At 57.0% G+C, this 22,648-nt stretch carries 16 protein-coding genes, 1 tRNA gene and 2 pseudogenes; 16 read left to right on the top strand and 3 right to left on the bottom strand.

The window, feature by feature from the left end; translation table 11 throughout:
* Nucleotides 1-32 precede the first annotated feature (32 nt).
* The 3 genes from AC0V61_RS10575 to AC0V61_RS10585 all read left to right on the top strand — a co-directional run bounded on the left by AC0V61_RS10575 (nt 33) and on the right by AC0V61_RS10585 (nt 2,805).
* Nucleotides 33-773 (top strand): SDR family NAD(P)-dependent oxidoreductase, encoded by a 741-nt coding sequence (locus tag AC0V61_RS10575; RefSeq protein ID WP_486157343.1) that lies wholly within the window; start codon nt 33-35, stop codon nt 771-773.
* A 235-nt stretch (nt 774-1,008) separates the two neighbouring features.
* A complete protein-coding gene (locus AC0V61_RS10580; RefSeq protein WP_486157345.1) occupies nt 1,009-2,028 on the top strand; it encodes an aldo/keto reductase in 1,020 nt (339 codons plus the stop codon).
* Between the two features lie 105 nt (nt 2,029-2,133).
* Nucleotides 2,134-2,805, top strand: coding sequence for a response regulator transcription factor (locus tag AC0V61_RS10585; RefSeq protein ID WP_486157347.1), 672 nt, complete (start codon nt 2,134-2,136; stop codon nt 2,803-2,805).
* 137 nt (nt 2,806-2,942) lie between these two features.
* Here the strand turns inward: AC0V61_RS10585 and AC0V61_RS10590 are convergent, their stop codons facing one another.
* On the bottom strand, nt 2,943-5,645 hold the full coding sequence (locus AC0V61_RS10590; RefSeq protein ID WP_486157349.1) for a TonB-dependent receptor domain-containing protein: 2,703 nt from the start codon (nt 5,643-5,645) through the stop codon (nt 2,943-2,945).
* Nucleotides 5,646-5,764: 119 nt separating this feature from the next.
* The gene (locus AC0V61_RS10595; RefSeq protein ID WP_486157351.1) at nt 5,765-7,327 is read right to left on the bottom strand and encodes a hypothetical protein; all 1,563 of its coding nucleotides are present in this window, start codon (nt 7,325-7,327) and stop codon (nt 5,765-5,767) included.
* Between the two features lie 337 nt (nt 7,328-7,664).
* On the opposite strand from AC0V61_RS10595, the gene AC0V61_RS10600 reads away from it, so the two are divergent.
* The 11 genes and pseudogenes from AC0V61_RS10600 to AC0V61_RS10650 all read left to right on the top strand — a co-directional run bounded on the left by AC0V61_RS10600 (nt 7,665) and on the right by AC0V61_RS10650 (nt 20,175).
* Complete coding sequence (locus AC0V61_RS10600; protein ID WP_486157353.1) at nt 7,665-8,081, top strand: tetratricopeptide repeat protein; 417 nt, start codon at nt 7,665-7,667, stop codon at nt 8,079-8,081.
* 212 nt (nt 8,082-8,293) lie between these two features.
* A pseudogene (locus AC0V61_RS10605) lies at nt 8,294-8,955 on the top strand (lytic transglycosylase domain-containing protein).
* 62 nt (nt 8,956-9,017) lie between these two features.
* Nucleotides 9,018-9,344 (top strand): TrbC/VirB2 family type IV secretion system protein, encoded by a 327-nt coding sequence (locus AC0V61_RS10610; RefSeq protein WP_486157355.1) that lies wholly within the window; start codon nt 9,018-9,020, stop codon nt 9,342-9,344.
* Between the two features lie 4 nt (nt 9,345-9,348).
* Complete coding sequence (locus AC0V61_RS10615; protein ID WP_486157357.1) at nt 9,349-9,654, top strand: VirB3 family type IV secretion system protein; 306 nt, start codon at nt 9,349-9,351, stop codon at nt 9,652-9,654.
* Between the two features lie 39 nt (nt 9,655-9,693).
* Complete coding sequence (locus tag AC0V61_RS10620; RefSeq protein ID WP_486157359.1) at nt 9,694-12,138, top strand: VirB4 family type IV secretion/conjugal transfer ATPase; 2,445 nt, start codon at nt 9,694-9,696, stop codon at nt 12,136-12,138.
* A complete protein-coding gene (locus AC0V61_RS10625; RefSeq protein ID WP_486157360.1) occupies nt 12,135-13,325 on the top strand; it encodes a TrbL/VirB6 family protein in 1,191 nt (396 codons plus the stop codon). The genes AC0V61_RS10620 and AC0V61_RS10625 overlap by 4 nt, the downstream gene beginning before the upstream one ends.
* A complete protein-coding gene (locus AC0V61_RS10630; RefSeq protein ID WP_486157362.1) occupies nt 13,322-14,146 on the top strand; it encodes a TrbG/VirB9 family P-type conjugative transfer protein in 825 nt (274 codons plus the stop codon). The genes AC0V61_RS10625 and AC0V61_RS10630 overlap by 4 nt, the downstream gene beginning before the upstream one ends.
* 32 nt (nt 14,147-14,178) lie before the next feature.
* Entirely contained in the window at nt 14,179-15,306 is a 1,128-nt protein-coding gene (locus AC0V61_RS10635) for a TrbI/VirB10 family protein (RefSeq protein ID WP_486157364.1), read from the top strand.
* 11 nt (nt 15,307-15,317) lie between these two features.
* Nucleotides 15,318-16,346, top strand: coding sequence for a P-type DNA transfer ATPase VirB11 (virB11, locus tag AC0V61_RS10640; protein WP_486157366.1), 1,029 nt, complete (start codon nt 15,318-15,320; stop codon nt 16,344-16,346).
* A 52-nt stretch (nt 16,347-16,398) separates the two neighbouring features.
* Nucleotides 16,399-18,649, top strand: a pseudogene (locus AC0V61_RS10645) (RNA degradosome polyphosphate kinase).
* Complete coding sequence (locus tag AC0V61_RS10650; protein WP_486157368.1) at nt 18,646-20,175, top strand: Ppx/GppA phosphatase family protein; 1,530 nt, start codon at nt 18,646-18,648, stop codon at nt 20,173-20,175. The pseudogene AC0V61_RS10645 and the gene AC0V61_RS10650 overlap by 4 nt, the downstream one beginning before the upstream one ends.
* 243 nt (nt 20,176-20,418) lie before the next feature.
* On the opposite strand, the gene AC0V61_RS10655 is transcribed toward AC0V61_RS10650, so the two are convergent.
* Nucleotides 20,419-21,321, bottom strand: a complete 903-nt coding sequence (locus AC0V61_RS10655) for a queuosine precursor transporter (RefSeq protein WP_486157370.1) — start codon at nt 21,319-21,321, stop codon at nt 20,419-20,421.
* 58 nt (nt 21,322-21,379) lie between these two features.
* On the opposite strand from AC0V61_RS10655, the gene AC0V61_RS10660 reads away from it, so the two are divergent.
* Nucleotides 21,380-21,456, top strand: a tRNA-Arg gene (locus tag AC0V61_RS10660).
* Between the two features lie 491 nt (nt 21,457-21,947).
* Complete coding sequence (locus AC0V61_RS10665; protein WP_486157371.1) at nt 21,948-22,646, top strand: Crp/Fnr family transcriptional regulator; 699 nt, start codon at nt 21,948-21,950, stop codon at nt 22,644-22,646.
* Nucleotides 22,647-22,648 lie beyond the last annotated feature (2 nt).

Raw genomic sequence — 22,648 nt, forward strand, 5'->3', positions numbered from 1 at the left:
GGGAGGGGAGATAAGAAATGGGAGAGAACCAAATGACCAATCCACTCGACTTCACCGGTAAGAGCGTTGTCGTCATCGGCGGCTCGTCTGGCATCGGCAATGGTATCGCGCATGAGTTTCGCAAGAACGGGGCGCAGGTGCTGGTGACAGGCACACGGCCTGATGAGGGCGACTATCTCGAGGCCGAAGACAGCGACTTTACCGGGCTCTCCTACGCGCAGCTCAATGTGAGCGACCGCGATGCGGTTGGTGCTTTGGCAGAGACGCTGGGAGCGGTGGACGTGCTCATCCAATGCCAAGGGATCGTGCGCTATGGCCGGGGTGAGTTTCAGCGAGAGGGCTGGGACGATGTCATTGACGTGAACCTCAATTCGGTGATGGATGTGGCGCGCGCTTTCCACGGCAAACTTGCCGAAGCGGGCGGTACTATGACGGTTGTGTCGTCGGTCGCAGGGTTCAAAGCAAACATCGGCAACCCTGCCTATTCCGCCTCCAAAGCGGGCGCGGTGAGCCTTGTGAAGACGCTGGGCGCGGCATGGGCAAGGGATGGCATTCGCGTGAACGGCATTGCGCCGGGACTGGTGCCGACCAAGATCACCACGGTGACGACCGAGCATCCCGACCGCCTCGAAGGTGCGCTGCAAAGGATACCTTTGAGAAGACTTGGCTCGGCCCAAGATATGGCAGGGGCTGCCCTGTTTTTGGCCTCTCCTTTGTCGGCCTATGTGACAGGGCACACGCTTGTGGTGGATGGTGGATTGACGCTGCAATAGGGGGCTGCTGGGAGGCGAGAACGCGCCGCTTTCCTACTGTGCGGGAAAGCTGCTAAACCTGCGTCCTACATTTTGCATGAATGTGTCGAGGGTTGATTTTCCGGATGTTCGCTGAAAAATTCAATAATATCAATTTTTTAGGGTCGTCTGCGGGGCATCGGGTTTTTGGCCTCTGGACAGTGTGCCAAGTGTGCCAAACTTGCCTCAAAACTGACGTGCTCAAAGGAGCGATCTGATGAAATTCACAAGGCTTGGAAACTCCGGTCTCAGCGTCTCGCGCCTCTGCCTTGGCTGCATGACCTATGGCGACAAAAGCAAGGGTTGGCACGGCGATTGGCTGCTGGACGAAGGCGAAAGCCGCCCATACTTTCGCCAAGCTTTGGAAGCGGGCATCAACTTCTTCGACACCGCCAATGGCTATGCGGGGGGCACGTCGGAAGAGATCACGGGCAAGCTCCTTAAGGAAATGGCGAGCCGCGATGAGATTGTGGTGGCGACCAAGGCCTTCATCCCTTGGCGACAGGCCCCGAACACCGGCGGTCTCTCGCGCAAGAGCCTCATGCAAGCCATCGACGACAGCCTCGCGCGGCTGGACATGGACTATGTGGACCTCTTCCAGATCCACCGATGGGACGACGAAACCCCGATTGAGGAGACGATGGAGGCGCTGCACGATATCAGACAAGCGGGCAAAGCGCGCTATATCGGTGCCTCGTCCATGTACGCTTGGCAGTTTGCGAAGGCGCAAGAGGTCGCGCGGCGCAATGGCTGGACCCGCTTCATCTCCATGCAGAACCAATTGAACCTCCTCTATCGCGAGGAAGAACGCGAGATGCTGCCGCTTTGCGAAGACCAAGGCGTGGGTGTAATCCCGTGGAGCCCGCTTGCGCGTGGACGCCTCGCACGGCCCTTGGGTGAGGAGACGGTGCGATCCAAAACCGATGGCTTTGGCAAGGTGATCTACCCCGAGGATGAGGCAGACAACGCAACCATAACCGCGCTCGCCGAAGTGGCAAAGGCGCGCGGGGACACAATGGCGAGCGTGGCGCTTGCGTGGCACTTCACCAAGGGGGTCGCTGCTCCCATTATCGGAGCCTCCAAACCCCGCCACATCGCCGATGCGGTGGCGGCGCTCGACATCGAATTGAGCGCGGATGAAGTCGCTAAACTCGAAGCGCCTTACCGCCCCAAAATGCCCACCGGCATGGCGATGGGATTGCCGCCAATGGACAAGGTCACGCTTAAGGGAGAATAGGTCGTTTTCACTGCCCCCATGCCGTCACAATCGTCACAAGCGCGTCATGAACTTGCGCCACTGCAAGGTCTGAGTATCGCAACGCAATTGTGGGCATTTTGCAGCATGGAAATCGTCAACATTTTCCTCACGAGTGACCTCGGGGAAGGGCTTGAGGATTTTGTGCATGACGAACGCCGCTTCACCTTTGATCGCATGGATGCAAACGGCCCCCGGCGGCTTGTCGATGGCCCGGTTTGGGCCTTTGTCGATTGGGTGATGGATGACCTTGCAGGCCTTGAGATGTGCCGCCGGTTGCGCGCGGATGAGCGCCTCGCCGATGCGCATGTGACCATGGTGCTCGAAGAGGATAATGCCGAGGATCGCAGGCGCGCATTGAAAGCGGGCGCAGATGATTATCTGGTGGGCCCATTGGACCGAACCGTGGTGCTTGACCGGGTGCTTGCGCTTCAAGCAGGGCGCGGCAATGCCAACGCCTTAAACACCGTTGAAAAAGGCGATTTGGTGATCGACTTGGCCGCGCTTCAGGCACGCTGGAGGGGCAAGGTGATCAAAGCGCGGCCGAACGAATTCCGGCTCCTGCGCTTCTTTGCTGAGAACGCAGGGCGCGTGATGGACCGCGAAGAAATCATCGCAGGTCTTGGCAAAACGGAGCCTGCGATGGATGAGCGCACCGTTGACGTCTGGGTTGGCCGCCTTCGCCGAGCGATCAAAGCGGCTGGCGGTGGCAATCCGCTGCGCACTGTGCGCTCTATCGGGTATGTCTTCGACCTCTAGGTAAACGACTGAGCTTTCCTACTCGGCAAAGCACCTTTAGCTCTCCCACCACACAAAGAAAAAGGCCGTCCCTTTCGTGTGAAAGGAACGGCCAAAAGGTATCGGCCCCTTGGAGAGAGGGTAGAGAGAGGAGCCGATTAAAACTCTGCTTTGAGACCCACGGAGAAGCTGGTCCCAATATCGAAGGTGTTGATTTCCAGGCGGCCGGTGTCGCTTTCCTGGAACTCGAAATTGTCGCGGCCAAAGATATTGCGCACTTGGACGGACAATTCGACGTTCTCGCCGATTTGTCCAAGGTGCGTGCGGGCGACGAAATCGACGGTAAAGCCGGGGTCTTCGACCACATCGGGCAGTGGGCCACCACGCAAGGTCACACGCTCGCTGGCGTAGTTCACAAGGATGCTGGCTTGCTGCGTCTTTTCCGTATCCTCGATACCGATGGAGAAGTTTGCGATGTGATCTGACTGACCCACAAGCGGTGCCCCGTCGTCGAACAGGAGGCTGGCAAGCTGGTTGGGAGCCCCGATAATCGGCGAAACATCATCCTCACCCACTTGGATTTCCGACTGGGTGTAGGTGTAGTTCAACTGCATCAGGATCTGCTTCGTTTCGAAGAAGGTCCCGCCCAGATCATAAAGGTCGATGCCATAAGTGATGTCGAACTCTGCACCGTAAAGCTCTGCGGTTGGCGCGTTGGCAAAGCCGGTGCGCACGACGCCCGATGCCGACTGGAGAGTGTTCTCAATCGGGTTGTCGATCTTCTTGTAGAAGCCGGCGATGCTCACCTTGTCAGGGCCGCCGAAATAGTATTCGCTACGCGCCTCAAAGTTGAAAAGCTCGCTGTCATCCAGAAGCGGGTTACCGACAAATTCGCGGTTGCTTTCCGGGTCGAAGTACACCTGCTCGACAAGCTCACGGAACTGTGGGCGGGCAATGGTCTGCGAGGCCGAGAGACGCAGTTGCAGCTCTGGCGTTGCTTCCCAAGTGATCGTGCCGCTTGGCAGGAGGTAGTCATTGGCAAGGTTGGTTGCGGTCGCCCCTGCAATCGGATCGTTGAACACCGATTGGTCAAGCGCCACGGCTTGGGTCGCATCTTCGAAACGAAGACCGGCCTCAAGCGTGATCGTATCGGTCGGCGTGAAGCGGACAAGGCCGTAGCCAGCGTTGATCTCAAGCCCAGCGTCAAACACTGGGAATGGTGTCGCTTCGGTAAGTGTAACGTTGAAACCAGCGAGGGTTGCGCCATCGATAATGTCACCAGGACGGCGAAGGCCGAGTGCGGGCACGAGGCTGTCATCGAGCACATCGCCAGAGATGAACGGGCGGAACTCGCGGCTTTCGGAACGGCGTGTGGTGTCCGAATAGGCATAGCCCGCTGTCACACTGAGGTTGTCGAGCAGCTCATACGACAAATCGATGCTGCCGAACCAAAGCTCTTCGCGAAGGTCATCGAATGCAACGGTCGAAATGCCAGCGTCCGAGAGCTGGTTGAAATAGGCAACGAACTGATCGCCGAACGGATCACCGGGAAGGTTCGTGCGTGTGTAGCTGAAGCGCGAATTGAAGGGTGCCTCGCGGTCTGTGCGAGCATAGCCACCGCGAACATCGACGCTAAGGCGGTCAAACTCAAACTCGCCGACAAGCTGGGTGTCCATAAGCTGGCGCTCGAACCAAGCGGTCTGCTGGTTCTGGAAATCAAATCCGGTCACACCAGGGAAGATGTCGAAGGCCTGCGACAAACGGGCAGTTTTCAGGGTGTCGCGAATGAACAGATTGGTCCAACGAATGGTGTTCTCACCAAAGTCGAGACCAAAGCTCAAAAGGCCGTTCACCAGAATGTTTTCATCGGTGATGAAGGTCTCTTGCTGTTGGAAGACCTCAGTGAGATCGCCGCTACCGCTTTGGCTGAGAACCTGGCGATTGCGCAGATTGTTCTTGATGCCAGCGGTTGCGATGATGCCAAGAAAGGTGTCTTCGCCAATATCAAACGACAATCCGCCCGTGATCGAGCCCGAAAGGTTCGCGCGCTGGCGGCTAGTGCGTTGCAGCGTCACGAGGTTGGTCGGGAAAAGCTGGCCTGCAATGCCTTCGGTAACCGAAAGAGGTACAGCGCCAATGCGCTCACCGCTGTCCAAGAAAGCTTGGAGGTTGGAAGGGATGGAGCGGTTGCCATTGTCAAAACCGAAGGAATCGAGGTCGGATCCGAAATAGGAAAGACCCTCTCTGAAGGTCGTCTCGGTATCGCCGCTTGCGCCAACGCTAAGGGTGAGGAAATCCTCTGTTGGCACCGCTTTGGTGGTCAGGTTGATCACGCCGCCGCCAAATTCGCCAGGGTAGTTGGCAGAGTAAGTCTTCTGAACCAACGAAGAGGCCACAACGTTGGTCGGGAAAATGTCGAGCGGAACAACGCGGCTAAGCGGTTCCGGGCTCGGGAGAGGAAGGCCGTTCAAAAGCGCGAGCGAGTAGCGATCACCAAGACCGCGAACAAACACCCGGCCATCGCCGACAACCGAGAGACCGCTTACGCGGGTCAAGGCGCCTGCGATATCGCCTTCGCCGGTGCGCGCGATGTCTGCTTCGGTAAGAACGTTAAGGACCTGCGTCGAGGAGCGAACCGGATCGCGATTGCGCCGCCCGGTTACGATGATTGCCCCGCCAGGGACCGAAATCTCTGGTTGCTGCGTGTCATCCTGATCGTCTTCATCCACGGCACCAACGTCCTGAGCCAGTTCGTCGTCCTGAGTTTCCGCCGGGTCAGCGGTCTGCGCATAAAGTACAGATGGGAAAGTGAGCGATGATGTGAGAAGCAGCAGTCCAGCGAGGCGCGAGCCGGTCGACATAATACTAGACCCCCTTGTTATTAGGTCTGAAATTGGGATGCCCGTGGTTGGGCTATTAGATAAGTTGAAGGGGGCGCTGCGATTGACGCTGCGCCCCCTAAAACTGAAAGGCGCGTGTCTTAGTATACCGGGATCGAGGTGCAATCGCCGGTCGCGCTGCCGAAGTCTTGGATGCTGGAGTTACAGGTCCAGTCGCCAAAGTCTGCGGAAAGGTCTGATTCAACCGCGCCGATGACTGTCGAGGCACTGAAGAACGAGGAGCGAGCCGTTGCATCAAAAACAGTAACACCGTTCTCACTCGCACCGTTCACCAAGTTGTTGGTGAGTGAGAGCGTGAACGTGAGGTCGTTATTGGTGCCTGCGTCGACTTCGGTTTGCACTTCGGCATCGCTGACGCCTGAAGAGCCGCGAACTGGGCGGTTAACGCCGTCACACACGACTGAATCGAAACCAATGATGGCAGCCAGAGTGATCTGTTCGTCGATGCGGATGCAAACGCTGTCATCGGTGTTTACGTCGATCACGCCGTTGGTAAGACCAAGAGCTGGTCCACCGCGCGCACGAACTGCTTGGCCGGACGCTGAAGAACGCTGAACGAAGGTGAAGTTGTTCACGTTGAGCGAGCTTTGTGGAAGCGCGTTGCCTGGCGTGCCGTCTGCAAGATCGTCTGGCGAGTCAAACTCGATGATGCTGTCGCCTGTGCTGCCGCGTTGTACGACCACTGCGTCTTCGATGTTGGCTTGAACACCTGAGTCTGCGTCGATCGAATCGTCCGATGCGCCGATCACCGCAAGCTGGCTCATGTTGACTGAACCGCCGAAGAATTCGACGCCGTCATCTGAGCTGTTGAAGCTCATGATGTGGTTGAATGTAGTGCCAGAGCCAGTGCCGCCAGTGGTCAGACACTGAAGCTCGTTACCTTGGGTAAGCTCAAAGCCGCAGTAGCGCATTTGAACAAATTCCATGGTGCCTGAGCTGTCCGCATCATCGCCGCCGCCGAAGAAGAAGGTTTGTGCTGCACCCTCAAGACGCTGTTGGCAGGTTGCGTTTGCATTTGGAGCAGCGGCTGTGTTGAACACGTTGTCCTGACAATCAGAAACCGGTGCGCGGCCCAAAAGAACGATGCCGCCCCATTGTGCTTGTGAGTTGTCATTGTTGAGGCCCAGGATGTTGTCACGGCTTGTGAAAACGATCGGCATGGTTGCAGTGCCGCTTGCGTCGAGCGCGTTGCCGCGGTTGACGATCAGAGCGGATGCAGCCTGTGCGAAGAAGATCGCGCCTGGCTCAACCGAAAGAGTGACTTCCGTACCCGTGCTGCTGAAACCTTCGTCTGCACCAACGGTGACGGTGTCGCTGATTTGGTAGAGCAGACCGTCGATGAAGGGCAGGTTGTCGTCTGCGTCAAACGTCGTTGGAAGAGTACAAACGCGGTATTCACCCGTTGGGCCAGAGATAGTGCCATCGTCGGTCAAACCACCGGTCGAAGCGATCGTCGGGCAGCCAGCAGCAGGTGTAACCGCAGAACCTGTAGGCGTTGGCGTTGGCGTAGGCGTAGGTGTTGGAGCAGGGTTGTTGATGATGATGTCACCTGATGTACCAGGCGAGACGATTTCGTCCGCTCCGCAACCAGCAAGCGCAACGATGCTGGCACCAAGGATGAGAGTGCGTTGAATGTTCTTCACAGCGAGGGGTCCCCTAAAAACCGAGAATCAAAAGGCGCGATTCTGATCGCGTGCCGCCCAGCTAGGGGTCGGATGTGACACAATTTTTGCGGCCTAAAGGTTTCCGCGTAACTTTTGTCACAATTGCTGGAAGTTACATTCTGCTGCTTTCACAAAAATAGACCACGCAGAAAATTTCTCATAACCGTAACAAAAGTGAAACATTCAAGATCGTCAAAGTTGCTGATAATAAAGAGAAATCACCTCAATAAATTCAGAAATATGACAATGTTTCAGATATATTGCATTTTTGTGAAAGATCCGTCATCTTGCTCATCTATTGAGAAGGAGATGGGATATGAACCTGTCAAATGTGACCAAATCCAGCCTCGTTGCTCTTGCGGCAATCGGTATGGCGACCGCTGCTCCAGCGGTTGCCCAAGAGGCGTCAGATTCTGGATTGGCCTCTGCAAGCTTGGCTGATGGCGAAACCACAAAGGCAATCCAGCTTATTAAAGCCCAGCTGAAGCAGTACCCAAATGATCCTGCCTTGCTGATAAATCTTGGAATTGCTCAAGCGCAGATCGGAAATGAAGCCGAGGCGCGCACCAATTTTAAAGCCGCTTTGGCATCGCGCGACGTTGTTGAGCTCGACACAGCAGATGGCCGCACAACCAATTCGCGTCGACTGGCGCGACAAGCTATTGCGATGTTGGAGCGCGGCGAATTCCGGCCAGCGCCTGCAAAGTCTAACCAACTTACCCTTCGCAACTAAGCGTCAGGCTTTTTGGTCAACAAGCTGTCTTAAGAAAAGACGGCTACCAATCATGAGCGCCGGATGGCAGCTTTTGAGCTCAGCTCAATTGCTATCATCTCGGCGCTTTTTTGCGTCAGCATGACGTGTCATACAAGCCGTGACAAAGCACAGGGTGTCACGCGGGCGTCATATAGGCTAGACATTGGCCGTGTCTTGGAAAGGGATGCGCAATGATTCTCGCATTGGGGAACCGACATATTATCGCTGTGATCTCGGCGACGATGGCATGCATGGCCATTGCGACACCTGCCTATGCTGACGTTTTGGAAGTCACCCAGCAAGGCGCTCGCTGGGTTGCTGGGGGACCCCGCAACCCTCTGAACAGCTTTTGACTACAAGCCCAGTAGAGGATGTAAGCGGCCTCGCAATATCAGACACCATCATTGCCAACCCGCAAGCTCACGCAGCGGGCATTCCTGCGCAATACGCGGCCAAAATTGCCGAGCTTTCTCATCGCTTTGATTTAAGTCCCGCTTTACTAGAGGCGCTTGTCTGGCAAGAGAGCCGTTGGCGCGAAGGGGCGGTGTCTCCCGCTGGTGCGCGCGGCCTTGCGCAACTGATGCCTGGAACCGCTCGCGATCTGGGGGTGGACCCCGACGATCCCATGCAAAACCTTGAGGGCGGGGCACGGTATTTGCGTGAACAGCTCGACCGCTTCGAGGGGAACCTTGAAAAAGCGCTAGCCGCTTACAACGCAGGCCCCGGACGCGTCATTCGCGCTGACGGTGTTCCCAACATTCGCGAGACAAAGCATTACGTCGCGGCAATCATGGGCCGTCTCGCCGATCATTCGCGCCCTCCTGTTCATGCTGTGCCAATGGCTGCACAATGATAAGATATGCGGGTTTGGAATATCCGCGCCGTCGTTACGTCTAAGGGAATATGAGAATAATAATGAAATCGCTTTTTCGCATGCCTGCCCCTTTATTGGCCCGCTTATGTGCAGGCCTTGCGCTTTTCACCGCGCCAAGCGCTGCTTTAGCTCAACAGGCGGCCAATCAGGGCGGTGACCCGATCACCAGCGCTCTGCTTTGGATGCAAAGCATTCTTCTTGGACCGATTGCGACCGCTCTTGCGGTTATGGCTGTGGCGGGCGTTGGTTTCATGATGCTGACGGGCAGAATGAATTGGCGCTATGGCATGACCGTGATCATCGGGGTCTTTATCATTTTTGGGGCACCGCGTTTGGTGGCAACGATCGCTGGCGGCGCGGGGGTATAGCGCTTTGAGCGATCTCATCCGCCATCCCGTTCACCGCACTTTAACGCGCCCACAAATGTTTGCAGGCGTCACGATGGTGTTCTTTATCATCAACATCACTGTGTCGATGATTGCCTTTCTCATCCTTGCTGATCTTTTGACGGGCGTTTGGGGCTTGTTGTTCCTTTTATTGCCGCTTGTCATTCATGTGATCGGCTATTTTGCATCCTTGCGCGAACCGCGTATTTTCGACCTCTGGATTGCCAAGGTGTCAAAGTGCCCGCGCATTCCAAACTTTAAGCGCTGGGGCTGTAACAGCTACACGCCGTGACGCATAAGAATTGAGGCCTTTTAAGGAGGGCCTGTACGAATGGTGAAATGGATAGGACCTGCAAGCTGGAGCGCTAAGGAAGCGCGGGTTGGTGATCGCCTGCCTTATGAGCGCTTGGTCGATGAAAACACCGTGCTTTTGCGTGATGGGTCGGTGATGAGCGCCATCCAGGTGCCGGGACTTTTGTTTGAAACCGAAGATTCCGATGCCCTCAATTCGCATGCTGCAACCCGCGAGGTGGTGCTTCGTTCGACACTGGATGCGCGCTTTGTCCTCTATCACCACGTCATCCGCAGGCGAGTTGAGGTGGAGCTGGACGCAGAATTTCCTGATCCGCTTTCCCGACATATCGATGCGCGGTGGAAGGAGCGGCTTGCGGGGGGCTCGCTGTTCATCAACGATCAGTTTGTCACACTTATTCGCCGCCCGGCACGTGGTAAAACGGGTCTGCCTGAACGCATGGCAAAGTTCTTCTCGCGCACCACGCAAGAAGAACTCGAAGCTGATCCCAAAGACATTCGCAGCCTTAAGGCAGCGGTCACAGGCCTAACCGCGGCGCTTTCGTCTTACGGTGCCAGCGTCCTTGGCGATTACACCTCGCCGGTAAGCGGCGGCACGCATTCTGAGATGCTGGAGCTCCTTTCCGCGCTTTATAATGGTGAAATGCGCCCCGTGCGCCGCCCATCGGACGACACCGATATTGGTCACATGGTGCCTTACCGCCGCGCAAGTTTTGGTCTTGATGCGATGGAGCTTAAGGGGTCTGGCGGGCCAGAATTCGCCGCGATATTGGGCCTCAAGGAGTATCCCGAGGCAACTTCGCCGGGCTTGCTTGACCCGCTTTTGCGCTTGCCGTTCGAAATGATCGTGACCGAAAGCTATGCTCCTAATGAGCGGACAACGGCGCGTGAGCGGATTGACTTGGCGCTTCGCCGGTCGCGTTCGGTTGACGAAGAGGCAGCATCAGAGCGCGCTGATATGATGGCGGCGCGCGATGCATTGGGGAATGGCGCGGTTGGTTTTGGCGATCATCATTTGACCGTCCTTGTGCGTGAACGCACTTTACCAGCCCTTGATGATGCCTGCGCCTCTGCTTCTGCAGCGCTTGCCGACACTGGCGCAATTGCGGTGCGCGAAGATACCAATTTGGAGCCGTCATTCTGGGCGCAGTTCCCCGGCAATGAGGACTTTGTTGTCCGCCGCGCGCTTATTTCCAGCGCCAATATGGCAAGCTTTGGCAGCTTCCACGGCTTTGCTCTGGGGCAGGCAAGCGGCAACCATTGGGGCGATGCTGTCACGCTTTTGGAGACCACCAGCGCGACGCCGTTCTTCTTCAACTTCCACAATGGTGATCTGGGCAATTTCTCGGTTATTGGGCCATCGGGTTCAGGCAAAACCGTTGTAATGAACTTCCTCGCGGCCCAAGCGCAAAAGTTTAAACCTCGCACCATCCTGTTTGATAAAGACCGCGGGGCAGAGCTCTTCATCCGAGGCATTGGTGGACGCTATGACCGGATTAATCCGGGCGAACCCACCGGTTTCAACCCCCTTTCGCTTCCTGACACGGCAAGCAACAAGGCGTTCCTTCGCGATTGGCTTGGCGTGTTGCTTGAAGCAAACGGCCCTGAGGAATTTGCCACCATCAGCGCGGCCGTCGAGGCGACCTATGCCAATGATCCTTCCTTGCGCCGCCTTCGCCACTTTAAAGAGCTTCTGGCAGGCGCGCGCCGTCCGCAGCCGGGCGATTTGGCCGACCGACTGAGTGCATGGATCGGCACAGCCTCCGGTGAGGGCGGTGAGCATGCGTGGCTGTTTGACAATGAAGCCGATGCGCTCGACCTCGACAACCGGGTTCTGGGCTTTGACATGACGCAGCTGCTAGAAAATCCACGTCTGCGCACGCCAACGATGATGTATCTCTTCCACCGCATTGATGAGCGGTTGGATGGTGAGCCCACCATGATCCTTATCGACGAGGGCTGGAAGGCGCTGGATGATGAGGTCTTTGCCGCGCGTATTCGCGATTGGCTTAAAACTTTGCGTAAACGCAACGCGCTCGTCGGATTTGCAACGCAAAGCGCCAAAGATGCTCTTGAAAGCCGCATTTCAACCGCGCTGGTCGAACAGACTGCCACAATGGTCTTCATGCCCAACAGCCGCGCGCGGCCTGAGGATTATTGCGATGGCTTTGGCCTCACCGAGCACGAATTGGCGCTTATTCGCACGCTTCCTGCCCACTCGCGCTGTTTCCTTGTGCGTCAGCCCGATGCGAGCGTTGTGGTGCGGCTTGACCTGTCAGGCGCGCCAGAAGTGCTCACCATTCTCTCAGGCCGTGAGGCAGCAGTGCGCCGACTTGATCTCCTGCGTGAGGCGGTGGGTGATGAGCCAAGTGCTTGGTTCCCCGCACTCACTAACCGTCCTTGGCCTGATGGCGGGGGCGAGGTGAATGAGGACGGCTCACCTATCTGGCAGGTTGCCGAATGACGAGCGCTTGCGATCTTGCCGCTGAGGAAATGGGCTCTGGTGTTGCCGGAGCGTTGACGGCTGTTGATTGCATTGCCAGCGAGGTCAGCGAGCAGGCGTTTGAGCGGCTTTTTGGTGCGGACGGTCAGCTTGGGGCTGCACTGATGATCGTGCTGACCCTCTACGTCGCCTTTTTTGGCATTTCGCTTCTACTGGGTCGCTCGAACCTCTCTGTCAGAGCCTTGATCCCCAAAATGGTCACCCTTGGACTGGTGCTGACCTTTGCGACGAGCTTCGCCGCTTTTTCAACGATCTTTTACAATGTCTTTGTTGCGACGCCCGACTATCTGGCAGGCGTGCTCACCGATAGCGATGGGTCGGCTACTGCGACCTTTGCGCTCAAGCTCGATATCGTATTCCTCGCAGTGCAAGAGGCCAGCACCGGAATTTCGGATATCAGCGCCTTTTCGCCTCCGGGGATGATGTGGATCGGGGCCATGCTGCTTCTGATCGGCACAGTAGGGCTCTTGGTCACTGCACGCATTGGGTTAGCATTGCTGTTGGCGGTCGGGCCGATCTTCGTGGTTCTGGCGTTATTCAACGGCACACGCGGGCTTTTTGTTGGCTGGCTCAAAGGTTTGGTGATGCTCGCACTTGCGCCTTTATTCGCAGTGGTTGGCGGCTCGATCATGCTTGAAATGGCTGTGCCGATCCTTGCCGCTTTGGTCTCAACCCCCGGTGTGATCGATCAACAAGCGGCTATGGCTTTTTTCCTCGTTGGCTTTGTCCATTGTATGCTTATGCTCATGGTTCTTTATGTCGGCGCCAAAATGGTCAGCGGATGGCAGGTGTTTGGCTTTGCGACCCCCGATATCGTGACTGAGCCCAATCCAGATGCCTATCGCGCACCTCCAGTGCCTGTGATTGCGCCAACGCAAACACGCGCGGCCCAAACCGCGCCCGCAGCCGTTGCTCCGGGGACAGGACGCCGGGTCGATGTGAACGTTCCAACATCTGTTGCAGCCAATGACACAGGCGGTGGTTCCAGCCAGGTCACTGTTCGCGAAACCAAAGTCTACGCCGCAAACTCTGGCAATGCCGGAGCCCCCACTTCCGCGGCCGCATCCCGTACGCGGGGTATCGGCAATCGCTTCCGTTCTGCTGTTCCTTCGGCAGGCGCGCCCCCCAAATCGGAGACACGTTCATGATCCGCCGCCGGTACTTTCGGCTTTCTCTTCTTGCAGGCGCGCTAGCTTTTGCTGCGCCCGGTTTTGCTCAGGATGCAAAGCCCGGCATGCCGGCTGATCCGCGCCTTGTGACGCAGGTTTTTGACGAGTCTCAAGTCTATACGATCAGCGGCAAGGTGAAGGTCCAAACAACCATCAAATTTGCACCTGACGAAGCGATCCAGAATGTCGCCATCGGTGACAGCAGCGCATGGCAAGTGCAACCCAATCAGGCACAGACCTTATTGTTCGTCAAACCGCTCGCGACCTCTGCGCGGACCAATATGACTGTGGTGACAAGCAGGCGCACATATCTGTTCGATCTTGTCGCAAGCCCGCGCAATGCGCCGCTTTATGTGCTGCAATTCCGTTATCCCGAGCTTGAGAAAGCCGCCGAAGAAGCGCGGATTGCTGCTGCAGCACAGGCCGAGCAAGAGCAGGCCAATGCGATCGAACTTGCAGCAGCGCGCGATCCTTACGCAGTGATTGATCCTGCCAGTCTCAACTTCGATTGGGCCCCTGAAGGCGAACGCGATTTGTTCCCGGCGCGCGCTTATGATGATGGTGAGGCGTTGTTCCTGACATGGCCTGCTGGCACCGCGATCCCAGCGATCTTGACGACTAATGCTGATGGCGACGAGGGGCCGGTAAACTTCACAGTCCGAGGCGAAACCGTGGTGCTTGATATGGTCCCCTCGCAGATTATCCTGCGTTCGGGCAAAGAGCGCGCCACGCTTACCAATTTGGGACCTGCGCCCTCGCGCAGTGCGAGCGCTGACTTGCGCCCTGGGAAGGGTTCATAAATGCGCAGAGTTCATAAAAGGGAGATGATCTGATGCGTCTTGCTATGCGACTTCCGTCAAAGTCTGGCGGTGGCGGCTCCGATAATGTCGACCCGCGAGAAAGCGAATCTGCTGAAATCATTGACCTTGCAAGTCGCAACGGTTTTTCCGCTGTTGCTGAGCGCAAGACAAAGACCGAAGGGCTTGGCCTTGCTGCGGGAGTGGCGATTGTGGGTCTGCTTGGGGCGACAACCTTCTGGGCGATGAACGCAGCTGAGCTGCCTCAAGCCGAAACTGTTGGCACCGCAGCACCCGCACCCGCAACACAGCCCGTGCCTGCTCCTGCACAAGTGGAGGTGCCTGCACCCGTCGCACCGCAAGTGCCGCGTCCTGACCCTGCGCCCGCGCCAGTGCTTGCAAACGCACCTGCCACGGGTCCTGCGGTCAATCCCTTCGCCAGCCCTTCGCTCGTCTTCGATGCAAGCGCGGCCGCACGTCAGGCGGCTAACGCAGCAGAGGCAGCAGCCACGCCGGCACCTGGCACAGCCATCAATGAAGGAAACGGTGCAGGCGGTGCAGCAGCCGCTTTTGCAAGTCGCATTGGCGGTGTAGGCGGCGCGCCTGCTCAGGCCCGCCCCATGACCAACCCTTCGACCACGGTAACCGAAGGCACAATGATCCCTGCGATCCTTGAAACCGCAATCAACACCGACGTGCCCGGATATGTGCGCGCGGTCGTCAGTCAGGACGTGCGAAGCTTCGATGGCACCAAAGTGCTTGTCCCGCGATCCTCGCGCTTGATTGGTCAGTACCAGTCCGGCGTACAGCAAGGCCAAAAGCGTGCCTATGTCATTTGGACAAGGTTGATCCGGCCCGACGGCGCATCGGTGAATATTGCCTCGCCTGCGGTTGGCTTTGACGGGACCACCGGGCTTGAGGGTGATGTCAACAACCACTTTTTCCGCCGCTTTGGTTCTGCCATGCTGCTTTCGGTTGTTGGCGGGCTTGGCGCGCTTGCGTCCGGGGGCACATCGGTGATCCTTGGCGGAGCAGGGCAGGGCGCTGCTTCTGTCGCTGCGCAGCAAGATGGCGCGATCAGCCCCACTATCCGCGTGCGCATGGGTGAGCCAATCCGTGTCTTTACCGCGCGCGATCTTGATTTCAGCTCTGTGACCCAGTGATTGGCCCGGAGGTGAGCGCAGACATTCACTCGATTGCCTCGGGCAGTGTTGCAGACGAGGGGGCATCGCAGGATGCGCCAATCAGCGGTGAGCGCAGCGTCTATCTTGAGGCTTACCTTGCGCCATTCCAACGCTGGTTAGAACGCGACACCGTCACCGAGATTATGGTCAACCGGCCTGGCGAGGTTTGGGTCGAGGATGCGAGTGATCCCGGGATCAAGAAACTCGACACCCCCGAGATTGATGACCGGCTGGTTCAACGCCTTGCAGAACAGGTCGCACGGGTAAGCCATCAGGGTATCAACCGCGAACACCCGCTTTTGGGTGCAACCCTTCCCGATGGCGCGCGCATTCAATTTTGCGGGCCACCTGCAAGCCGAAAGCATTGGGTTATGGCAATTCGCCGCCACCGCAGGCTTGATCTGCCGCTTGATGCGTATGACACAGGCCCCCTCGCAGGTGAGCGCGCGGTCACCATGCCTGACCCGTCCAGCGAACCTATCGCCTTTTTGCGCAAGGCTATCCAAAATCGCCGTACCATTCTGATCTCTGGTGGGACAAGCACCGGAAAGACCACATTTCTCAACGCGATGATGGGGGAAATACCGCGCGAAGAACGTGTGGTAATGGTCGAAGATACGCCTGAGCTTAAATTTCCAGGCGAGAATTCGGTGGGTCTTGTTGCGGTCAAGGGTGAACTTGGCGAGGCGAAAGTTACGCCAAACGAACTTCTTCAAGCCGCTCTTCGCTTGCGCCCGGACCGCATCGTTTTGGGCGAACTTCGCGGCGCGGAAAGCGTGTCTTTCCTGCGGGCGATTAATACCGGGCACCCGGGCAGTTTCTCCACCATCCACGCCAATTCATTGCGCGGTGCATTAGAGCAATTGTCTTTGATGGTGATGCAAACAGGGATCGGGCTGACCCGGCAAGACACCATCGAATATGCAGCAAGCGTGATTGATGTGATCGTTCAGCTGGGCCGCGACGCAGGTGGCAAGCGCGGAATTTCAGCAATCGCGGAAAGCAAATCACTACTTTAACATTCTCATGCTATCCGCCATTGGGTTCGAGGCGAAGGAAACAGGACCTGAGATGAGCAGCCCAAAGATCGTTGATGCAGCCAATGATGAGGCGAGTGATGAGGCGGTTGCTGGACCGGCCGTTTCAGCAGCATCACCTCCCTCGGCACCGCAAGGGGTGATTGCGCCCGGCGGTGAGGCTTACTTCAACCGCGAGCTTTCTTGGCTTGCCTTTAATGAGCGCGTGCTCGCAGAAGCTGCGAACGAGCGCTATCCATTGCTTGAGCGCCTGCGATTTCTCTCAATCTCCGGAAGCAATCTCGACGAGTTCATGATGATCCGCGTCGCAGGCCTTGTGGGACAAGCCCAGCGCGGGATCGATAAGCCTGCAATCGATGGTCGCTCACCCGGCCAGCAATTGACAGCAATCCGCGATAAGCTTGCCTCGATTTCCACACGCCAGCAGAGCATTTGGCGAGATGTCCGCGAATTGCTTGCTGAAACCGATATTCACATTGCTGATGAACAACGCATCAAATCTGCCGCGCATCAATGGCTCGAGGCGTTCTTCCTTGAAGAGATCCTGCCCGTCATTACCCCGCAGGCCCTCGACCCGGCTCACCCGTTTCCGTTCGTGCATAACGAGGGCATGGGACTGCTTTTTACGCTGACCCGAGACGAGGATGCTGAGCAGATCATTGAGATGATCCTTATTCCGACCGCTCTCCCACGGTTTGTGCGAGTGCCGGGAGATATCGCGGGTGCGGGCGAGGCGGTTTACATTTCCATCGCGTCCTTGATTCAGCGGTATGCGAAGAAGCTCTTTCCCGGTTTTACGATTGAAGGCGATGGTCTGTTCCGTGTGCTGCGTGACAGCGATATCGAGATTGAGGAAGAGGCAGAGGACCTGGTGCGCACCTTCCGCAGCGCCATCCAACGCCGCCGCAGAGGGCAAGTGATCCAGTTAGAGCTTGAGGAAGACTTCGATCTCGAAAGCTGAAGAAATCTTGCTTGAACAATTGGGCGTGCACGAGGCTGCCGTCATCAAAACTGACGGGATGATCGGGATCGATGGCCTTTCCGAGATTGTTGATGAGGATCGCCCGGATTTAAAGTTTGATGCCTATTCCCCGCGTTATCCCGAGCGCGTTCGTGAACATGATGGCGATGTTTTCTCTGCCATTCGCGAGAAGGACATTATCGTCCACCACCCCTATGAGAGTTTTGAGGTCGTCGTTGACTTCATCCGCCAAGCAGCAGTGGATCCCGATGTGGTGGCGATCAAACAAACTCTGTACCGCGCAGGCTCTCAATCGGCGGTCATCAATGCTCTTATTGAGGCAGCGGAAAACGGCAAGTCTGTGACCGCCGTGGTCGAATTGAAAGCCCGCTTTGATGAGGAGCAAAACCTCAAATGGGCAACCAAGCTTGAGCGTGCAGGCGTTCAGGTGATTTATGGATTTACCGATTGGAAAACCCATTCAAAGGTCGCGATGGTTGTTCGGCGCGAAGAGAAAGGTTTTCGCACTTATTGCCACTTTGGCACGGGCAATTATCATCCCATCACAGCTAAGATTTACACCGATATGAGCTTCTTCACCGCTGATCCGAAATTGGGTCAGGATGCAGCTAAGATGATGAATTTCGTGACCGGCTATGTCGAGCCAGCTGGTCTTGAGCGCATTGCTATTGCGCCGCTTAACCTGCGTGAGACGATCTATAAGCGGATCGACAAAGAGATCACCAATGCGCGCAAAGGCAAGCCTGCGGCAATCTGGATGAAGTGCAATCAGATCACCGACCAAGGCATGATCGATCGGCTGTATGCCGCGAGCGATGCAGGCGTTTCGGTGGAGCTTGTTGTGCGCGGTATCTGTTGTCTGAAACCCGGTGTGCCCGGCATGTCAGAAAACATCCGCGTCAAGTCCATCATTGGCCGCTTTCTCGAACACAGCCGTATTTACGCGTTCGCCAATGGTAAGCCCATGCCAGGGCCCGATGCATTGGTTTATATCTCTTCAGCTGACCTAATGGGCCGCAACCTTGACCGCCGCGTCGAGGCTCTCATTCCGATCCGCAATCGCACTGTGCACGATCAGATTTTGCAGCAGGTCCTGCTTGCCAATATGCTGGACACCGAGGGGAGCTGGTGGCTCCATGCAGATGGCAGTTATACACGGGTTGAGGCAAAACCTGAAGGTGACAGCAAGCCGTTTAACTGCCACAGATATTTTATGACGAACCCATCATTGTCAGGTCGCGGCGGTGCTTTGGAAGCGGGCGGGGTGCCTAAACTCTCTTTGCGCAAAGGTCGCTCTGGATGAGTTCTGCAAAACGGCGCGGTGACCGCGACGGTACGTTTTCCGGCAATACGCCGGGGCGCGCGATTATCGATATCGGTTCAAACACAGTGCGCATGGTCATCTATGGCGGCACAATGCGCGCGCCTACCATTTTGCTGAACGAAAAAGTCACCGCTAAACTTGGCCGCGATATCGGAACCAAGGGTGTGCTTGCCGATGAGGCGATTGAACTGGCGATGCGCGGTCTCAGGCGCTTTGCGTTGCTTCTTCGGGACCTCAAGGTGGAGGATGTGGAGACGGTGGCGACCGCTGCTGTGCGCGAGGCTAGCAATGGCAAGGCATTTATCGCTGAGCTTAAAAAGCTGGGCTTCAAGCCTAAGATTATTTCAGGCGAAGAAGAAGCGCGTTTGAGCGCCAATGGCGTCATGGGAGCGTTCCCCGGCGCGCGCGGGACGGTTGCTGATCTGGGCGGCGGCAGTCTGGAGCTGGTGCGCCTCACCGACGATGGCCCACAAGAGGCCGTGTCATTGCCGCTTGGCACTTTGCGCCTGCCGGATTTTCGCAGCGATAGCCGCGCAGCCATGCGCAAGGCCCTTGAAAAGGCGCTCAAGAAGGGCGCGCCACATATCGTCAGCGATGAGCCGCTATACCTGGTCGGCGGGACGCTTCGCACCATGGCCGTGTACGCCATGCAGGAAGAAGGCCACCCCCTTTCTGATCCGCACGGCTTTGAGCTGTCACCTGGCGAGGCGAAGCGCTTCATCGGGAAGGCTCTTGCAAATGAAACCATCGACACTTTGAAAGCGCGCGACCGGGTGTCCTCGATGCGCGCTGAAAAATTGCCTGATGCCTCTGTTCTGGCAGAGGCGATGCTGTCCAGATTTGAACCCAGTAAGATTGTGTTCTCCTCATGGGGTCTTCGCGAAGGGCTGCTTTACGCAGGTTTGCCCGAACACACCCAATCGCGTGATCCGCTGCTTGCCGGGGTTTCCGTTTTTGCAGCTCAGCGCGGCGCGCCGGTGACTTTGGCACAGCGCATCGCAGCTTGGACGGTGGATGCTGCCCCATCGCGCGAACATGGGAGCGAGCGGCTTCGCATGGCCTCGATCATGCTCGCGCTTGCCTCTATGCAGATCGAGCCGAACATAAGGCTTCCCCAAGCGACCGATTGGGCGCTGCATAAACGCTGGATCGCGGTGAGCAGCAAAGAACGCGCAATGCTTGCAGCGGCGATAGAGGCGAATGGCAATGCGCTTGATCTGCCCAGTGATGTCACCGCTTTGGCGAGTGAAGAAGCGCTGGATGAGGCGATTTGCTGGGGGCTTGCGGTGCGGCTTGCGCGGCGTTTGGGGGCAAGTTCGCGGCGATCCCTTCAGGAAAGCCGCCTGAGCGTTGAGAACGATGTGCTCACGCTAAAACTTGCCGAAGCACAGGCCGATTTATTTGGCCTTTCAACCGAAAAAGACATGCGGCTTTTGGCAGGGCGATTGGGCCTGGATTGGACGGTCCAGATCGTGCCCGATGATGCTTTGCGAGCCGAAGGCTAAGCCGCTTTTCCTGAGCATCGCGGCGCACTTGCACAAAATGCAAGGTGACACATGTGTCACCTTATTCCAACACAAATTCCCAACAAGCCAAGCTTTATCAATGCTTTGCCTTTGCCGAGAAAGTGACACTTTGTAAGCGCAATTCGCCGCCGGATTTGATTGTGAAAGAGCCGCAGCCATCATGACGCGCATGCCTGATGTAGGAAAACGGTTTTTCTCATGTGCTTGCAGGCGGGGCTGGCTCTAAGCCTTCGTCCTCGAAAAGGGTGAGAAGTCGGTGTCAGTGTCGAACAAATCCACCCCTTCGGCCTTCTTCAACTTGCCCACCACCAGATAGGTGACAGGCGTCAGGGCGGCCTCCCAAAACACTTTCAACAGCCAGTTGGTGATCATAACGGTGATAACCAATTGCGTGCTCCAGATCCCGTAGAAGGCAAGCGGGTAGAAGATCAGGCTGTCCACGCCTTGCCCCACAACTGTCGAACCGATGGTGCGGGTCCACAGCGCTTTGCCTTTGGTCCAGACTTTCATCTTGGCCATGACATAGGAATTGACGAATTCGCCTGCCCAAAACGCGATGATTGAGGCCGCCACAATCCGCCATGCATTGCCAAAGACCGAGACATAGGTTTCCTGGCAAATCTGTCCCAAAGGCACATCATCACCGGCGCGCGCGGTGAGGGGGCCTTGCCCGTCAAAGCCGCTTGCCGCGCATCGCCAATCATCAAACGGGGGAAGGGCCACCACCACATAGCTCATGAACGCAAGGAAAAGCATCGCGGCAAAGCCGGTCCAGATCACCCGGCGCGCACGGGCAAAGCCGTATATCTCTGTGAGAACATCGCCAATGACATAGCCCAAAGGGAAGAACAGGATGCCTGCGCCATAGATAAGGACGCCGTCTGGTGCGGGCCAAAGCCCATCGGGCCAAAAGGGCACAGAGACATAGGTGGTCTTTGCTGCGCCGATGATGTTGGAGAGGAGAAGGATGGCGACAAAGGCGGCCATGACGAAATCATAATATTTGAACGTCACAGGCGCATGGCTTGTCGCCTGAATGCCGTCAGACGGGTCATGATCGAATGCAGCAGCTGTATCGGAGGCTCGATTAGCGGCGATATCTGGCGAAATTTGATCTTTTTCCATCAAGAAGCCGTTAGCGCGATTTGAATGCAGCGCAAAGCACGCTATTGGCACCACCAACGCGCCCTTAGCTCAGCTGGATAGAGCACGGGACTTCTAATCCTGAGGCCGCAGGTTCGACTCCTGCAGGGCGCGCCACAAAGGGGACTGCCTTTCCAAAGGCGGTCCCCTTTTTGGTGGGTCAGTGGATGTGGCGGACTTTCGGAGTCGTAGCCCCAGCGACAGCGGGGCGAAGACGGGGTGGCCGAAAGGCCAGCCCACTCCTGCAGGGCGCGCCATTTTTGTTTTTCCCGGCGGTATCTTCTGGAGTGTCCTCGCTAGAGGGGCAGACACCCGTTTTAAAGACACTAAGGCCCACACCTTCCCCCCGAAGGTGTGGGCCAGTGCGCCGCAAAGAGTGCACCACTCTTTGCGCTCGGGTCGCCTCTCATAAAAAGGGCCCGCGACGCCCCCCGTCGCGGCGTGCCCTTAAGCTGCGTAAGAATTCTTTAGGTATGATTTCCAGGGGCTTCTGTGATGGCCATCACGATTATCAAATTAGGGGCCCATTTGACCGCGTGTTACACCCAATTTGCATGCCGCGCGCTCGCGCGGTAACGGATTGGCGTGCAATAGGGTTTGGGGGCACAATGAATTCTGTCGATTCTATCTTGGAAACGCTTGCGCCAGACAGCTTGCTGCGCGCGCTATCACGCGGGCAGCTCGAAGCGCTGTTGGCAAAGTCGTCGCGCCGTGAGCTTAAAAAGGGTGATGTCCTTATCAATCAGGGCGATGAGGATGGGGATTTTGCGGTTTATCTCCTTTCAGGCGCGCTCAAGATCAGTTTTGTGAGCGCAAGCGGGCGCGAGATTATCCTCAATTATTGCGCGCCCAACGAACTTGTCGGTGAGATTGCGCTCCTCGACAGTGGCCCTCGCACTGCGTCTGTTTCTGCCGTGGTGCCATCTGAAGTGCTGCTCTTGCCGACGCGCACCTTTATCGAGACAGTCTCGACTAATCCTGCATCTGTGGTGGCCGTGATGCGCGAACTTGCCCGGCGGGTGAGACAGCTCAACCTTGTGGTCGAAAGCGATCGCACCTTCTCCATGGGGCCACGCCTTGCCCGCGCGCTGGTGCGGCTTTTGGATCGAGGTGCTCAGGACGGAAGCCTTATCTATAGCCCGAGCCAGAACGATCTTGGCGCATTTGCAGGCCTTGCGCGCGAAAACGTCAGCCGGCTTTTGTCGGATTGGGAGGCGCAAGGGATCATTGCCCGCGAAGGACGCGCGCTAAAGGTGTGTGATGCCGAATATCTCGAACAGCTCGCCGAATTTGGCGATGATGCTTAAGA

This window comes from Erythrobacter sp. JB1-4, from assembly GCF_057365025.1.

Bases quoted from the DNA above. Each gene is read 5' to 3' on its own strand.
- AC0V61_RS10575 (WP_486157343.1), top strand. From the start codon at position 33: ATGACCAATCCACTCGACTTCACCGGTAAGAGCGTTGTCGTCATCGGC.
- AC0V61_RS10580 (WP_486157345.1), top strand. From the start codon at position 1,009: ATGAAATTCACAAGGCTTGGAAACTCCGGTCTCAGCGTCTCGCGCCTC.
- AC0V61_RS10585 (WP_486157347.1), top strand. From the start codon at position 2,134: ATGGAAATCGTCAACATTTTCCTCACGAGTGACCTCGGGGAAGGGCTT.
- AC0V61_RS10590 (WP_486157349.1), bottom strand. From the start codon at position 5,645: ATGTCGACCGGCTCGCGCCTCGCTGGACTGCTGCTTCTCACATCATCG.
- AC0V61_RS10600 (WP_486157353.1), top strand. From the start codon at position 7,665: ATGAACCTGTCAAATGTGACCAAATCCAGCCTCGTTGCTCTTGCGGCA.
- AC0V61_RS10610 (WP_486157355.1), top strand. From the start codon at position 9,018: ATGAAATCGCTTTTTCGCATGCCTGCCCCTTTATTGGCCCGCTTATGT.
- AC0V61_RS10620 (WP_486157359.1), top strand. From the start codon at position 9,694: ATGGTGAAATGGATAGGACCTGCAAGCTGGAGCGCTAAGGAAGCGCGG.
- AC0V61_RS10625 (WP_486157360.1), top strand. From the start codon at position 12,135: ATGACGAGCGCTTGCGATCTTGCCGCTGAGGAAATGGGCTCTGGTGTT.
- AC0V61_RS10630 (WP_486157362.1), top strand. From the start codon at position 13,322: ATGATCCGCCGCCGGTACTTTCGGCTTTCTCTTCTTGCAGGCGCGCTA.
- AC0V61_RS10635 (WP_486157364.1), top strand. From the start codon at position 14,179: ATGCGTCTTGCTATGCGACTTCCGTCAAAGTCTGGCGGTGGCGGCTCC.
- AC0V61_RS10650 (WP_486157368.1), top strand. From the start codon at position 18,646: ATGAGTTCTGCAAAACGGCGCGGTGACCGCGACGGTACGTTTTCCGGC.
- AC0V61_RS10655 (WP_486157370.1), bottom strand. From the start codon at position 21,321: ATGGAAAAAGATCAAATTTCGCCAGATATCGCCGCTAATCGAGCCTCC.
- AC0V61_RS10665 (WP_486157371.1), top strand. From the start codon at position 21,948: ATGAATTCTGTCGATTCTATCTTGGAAACGCTTGCGCCAGACAGCTTG.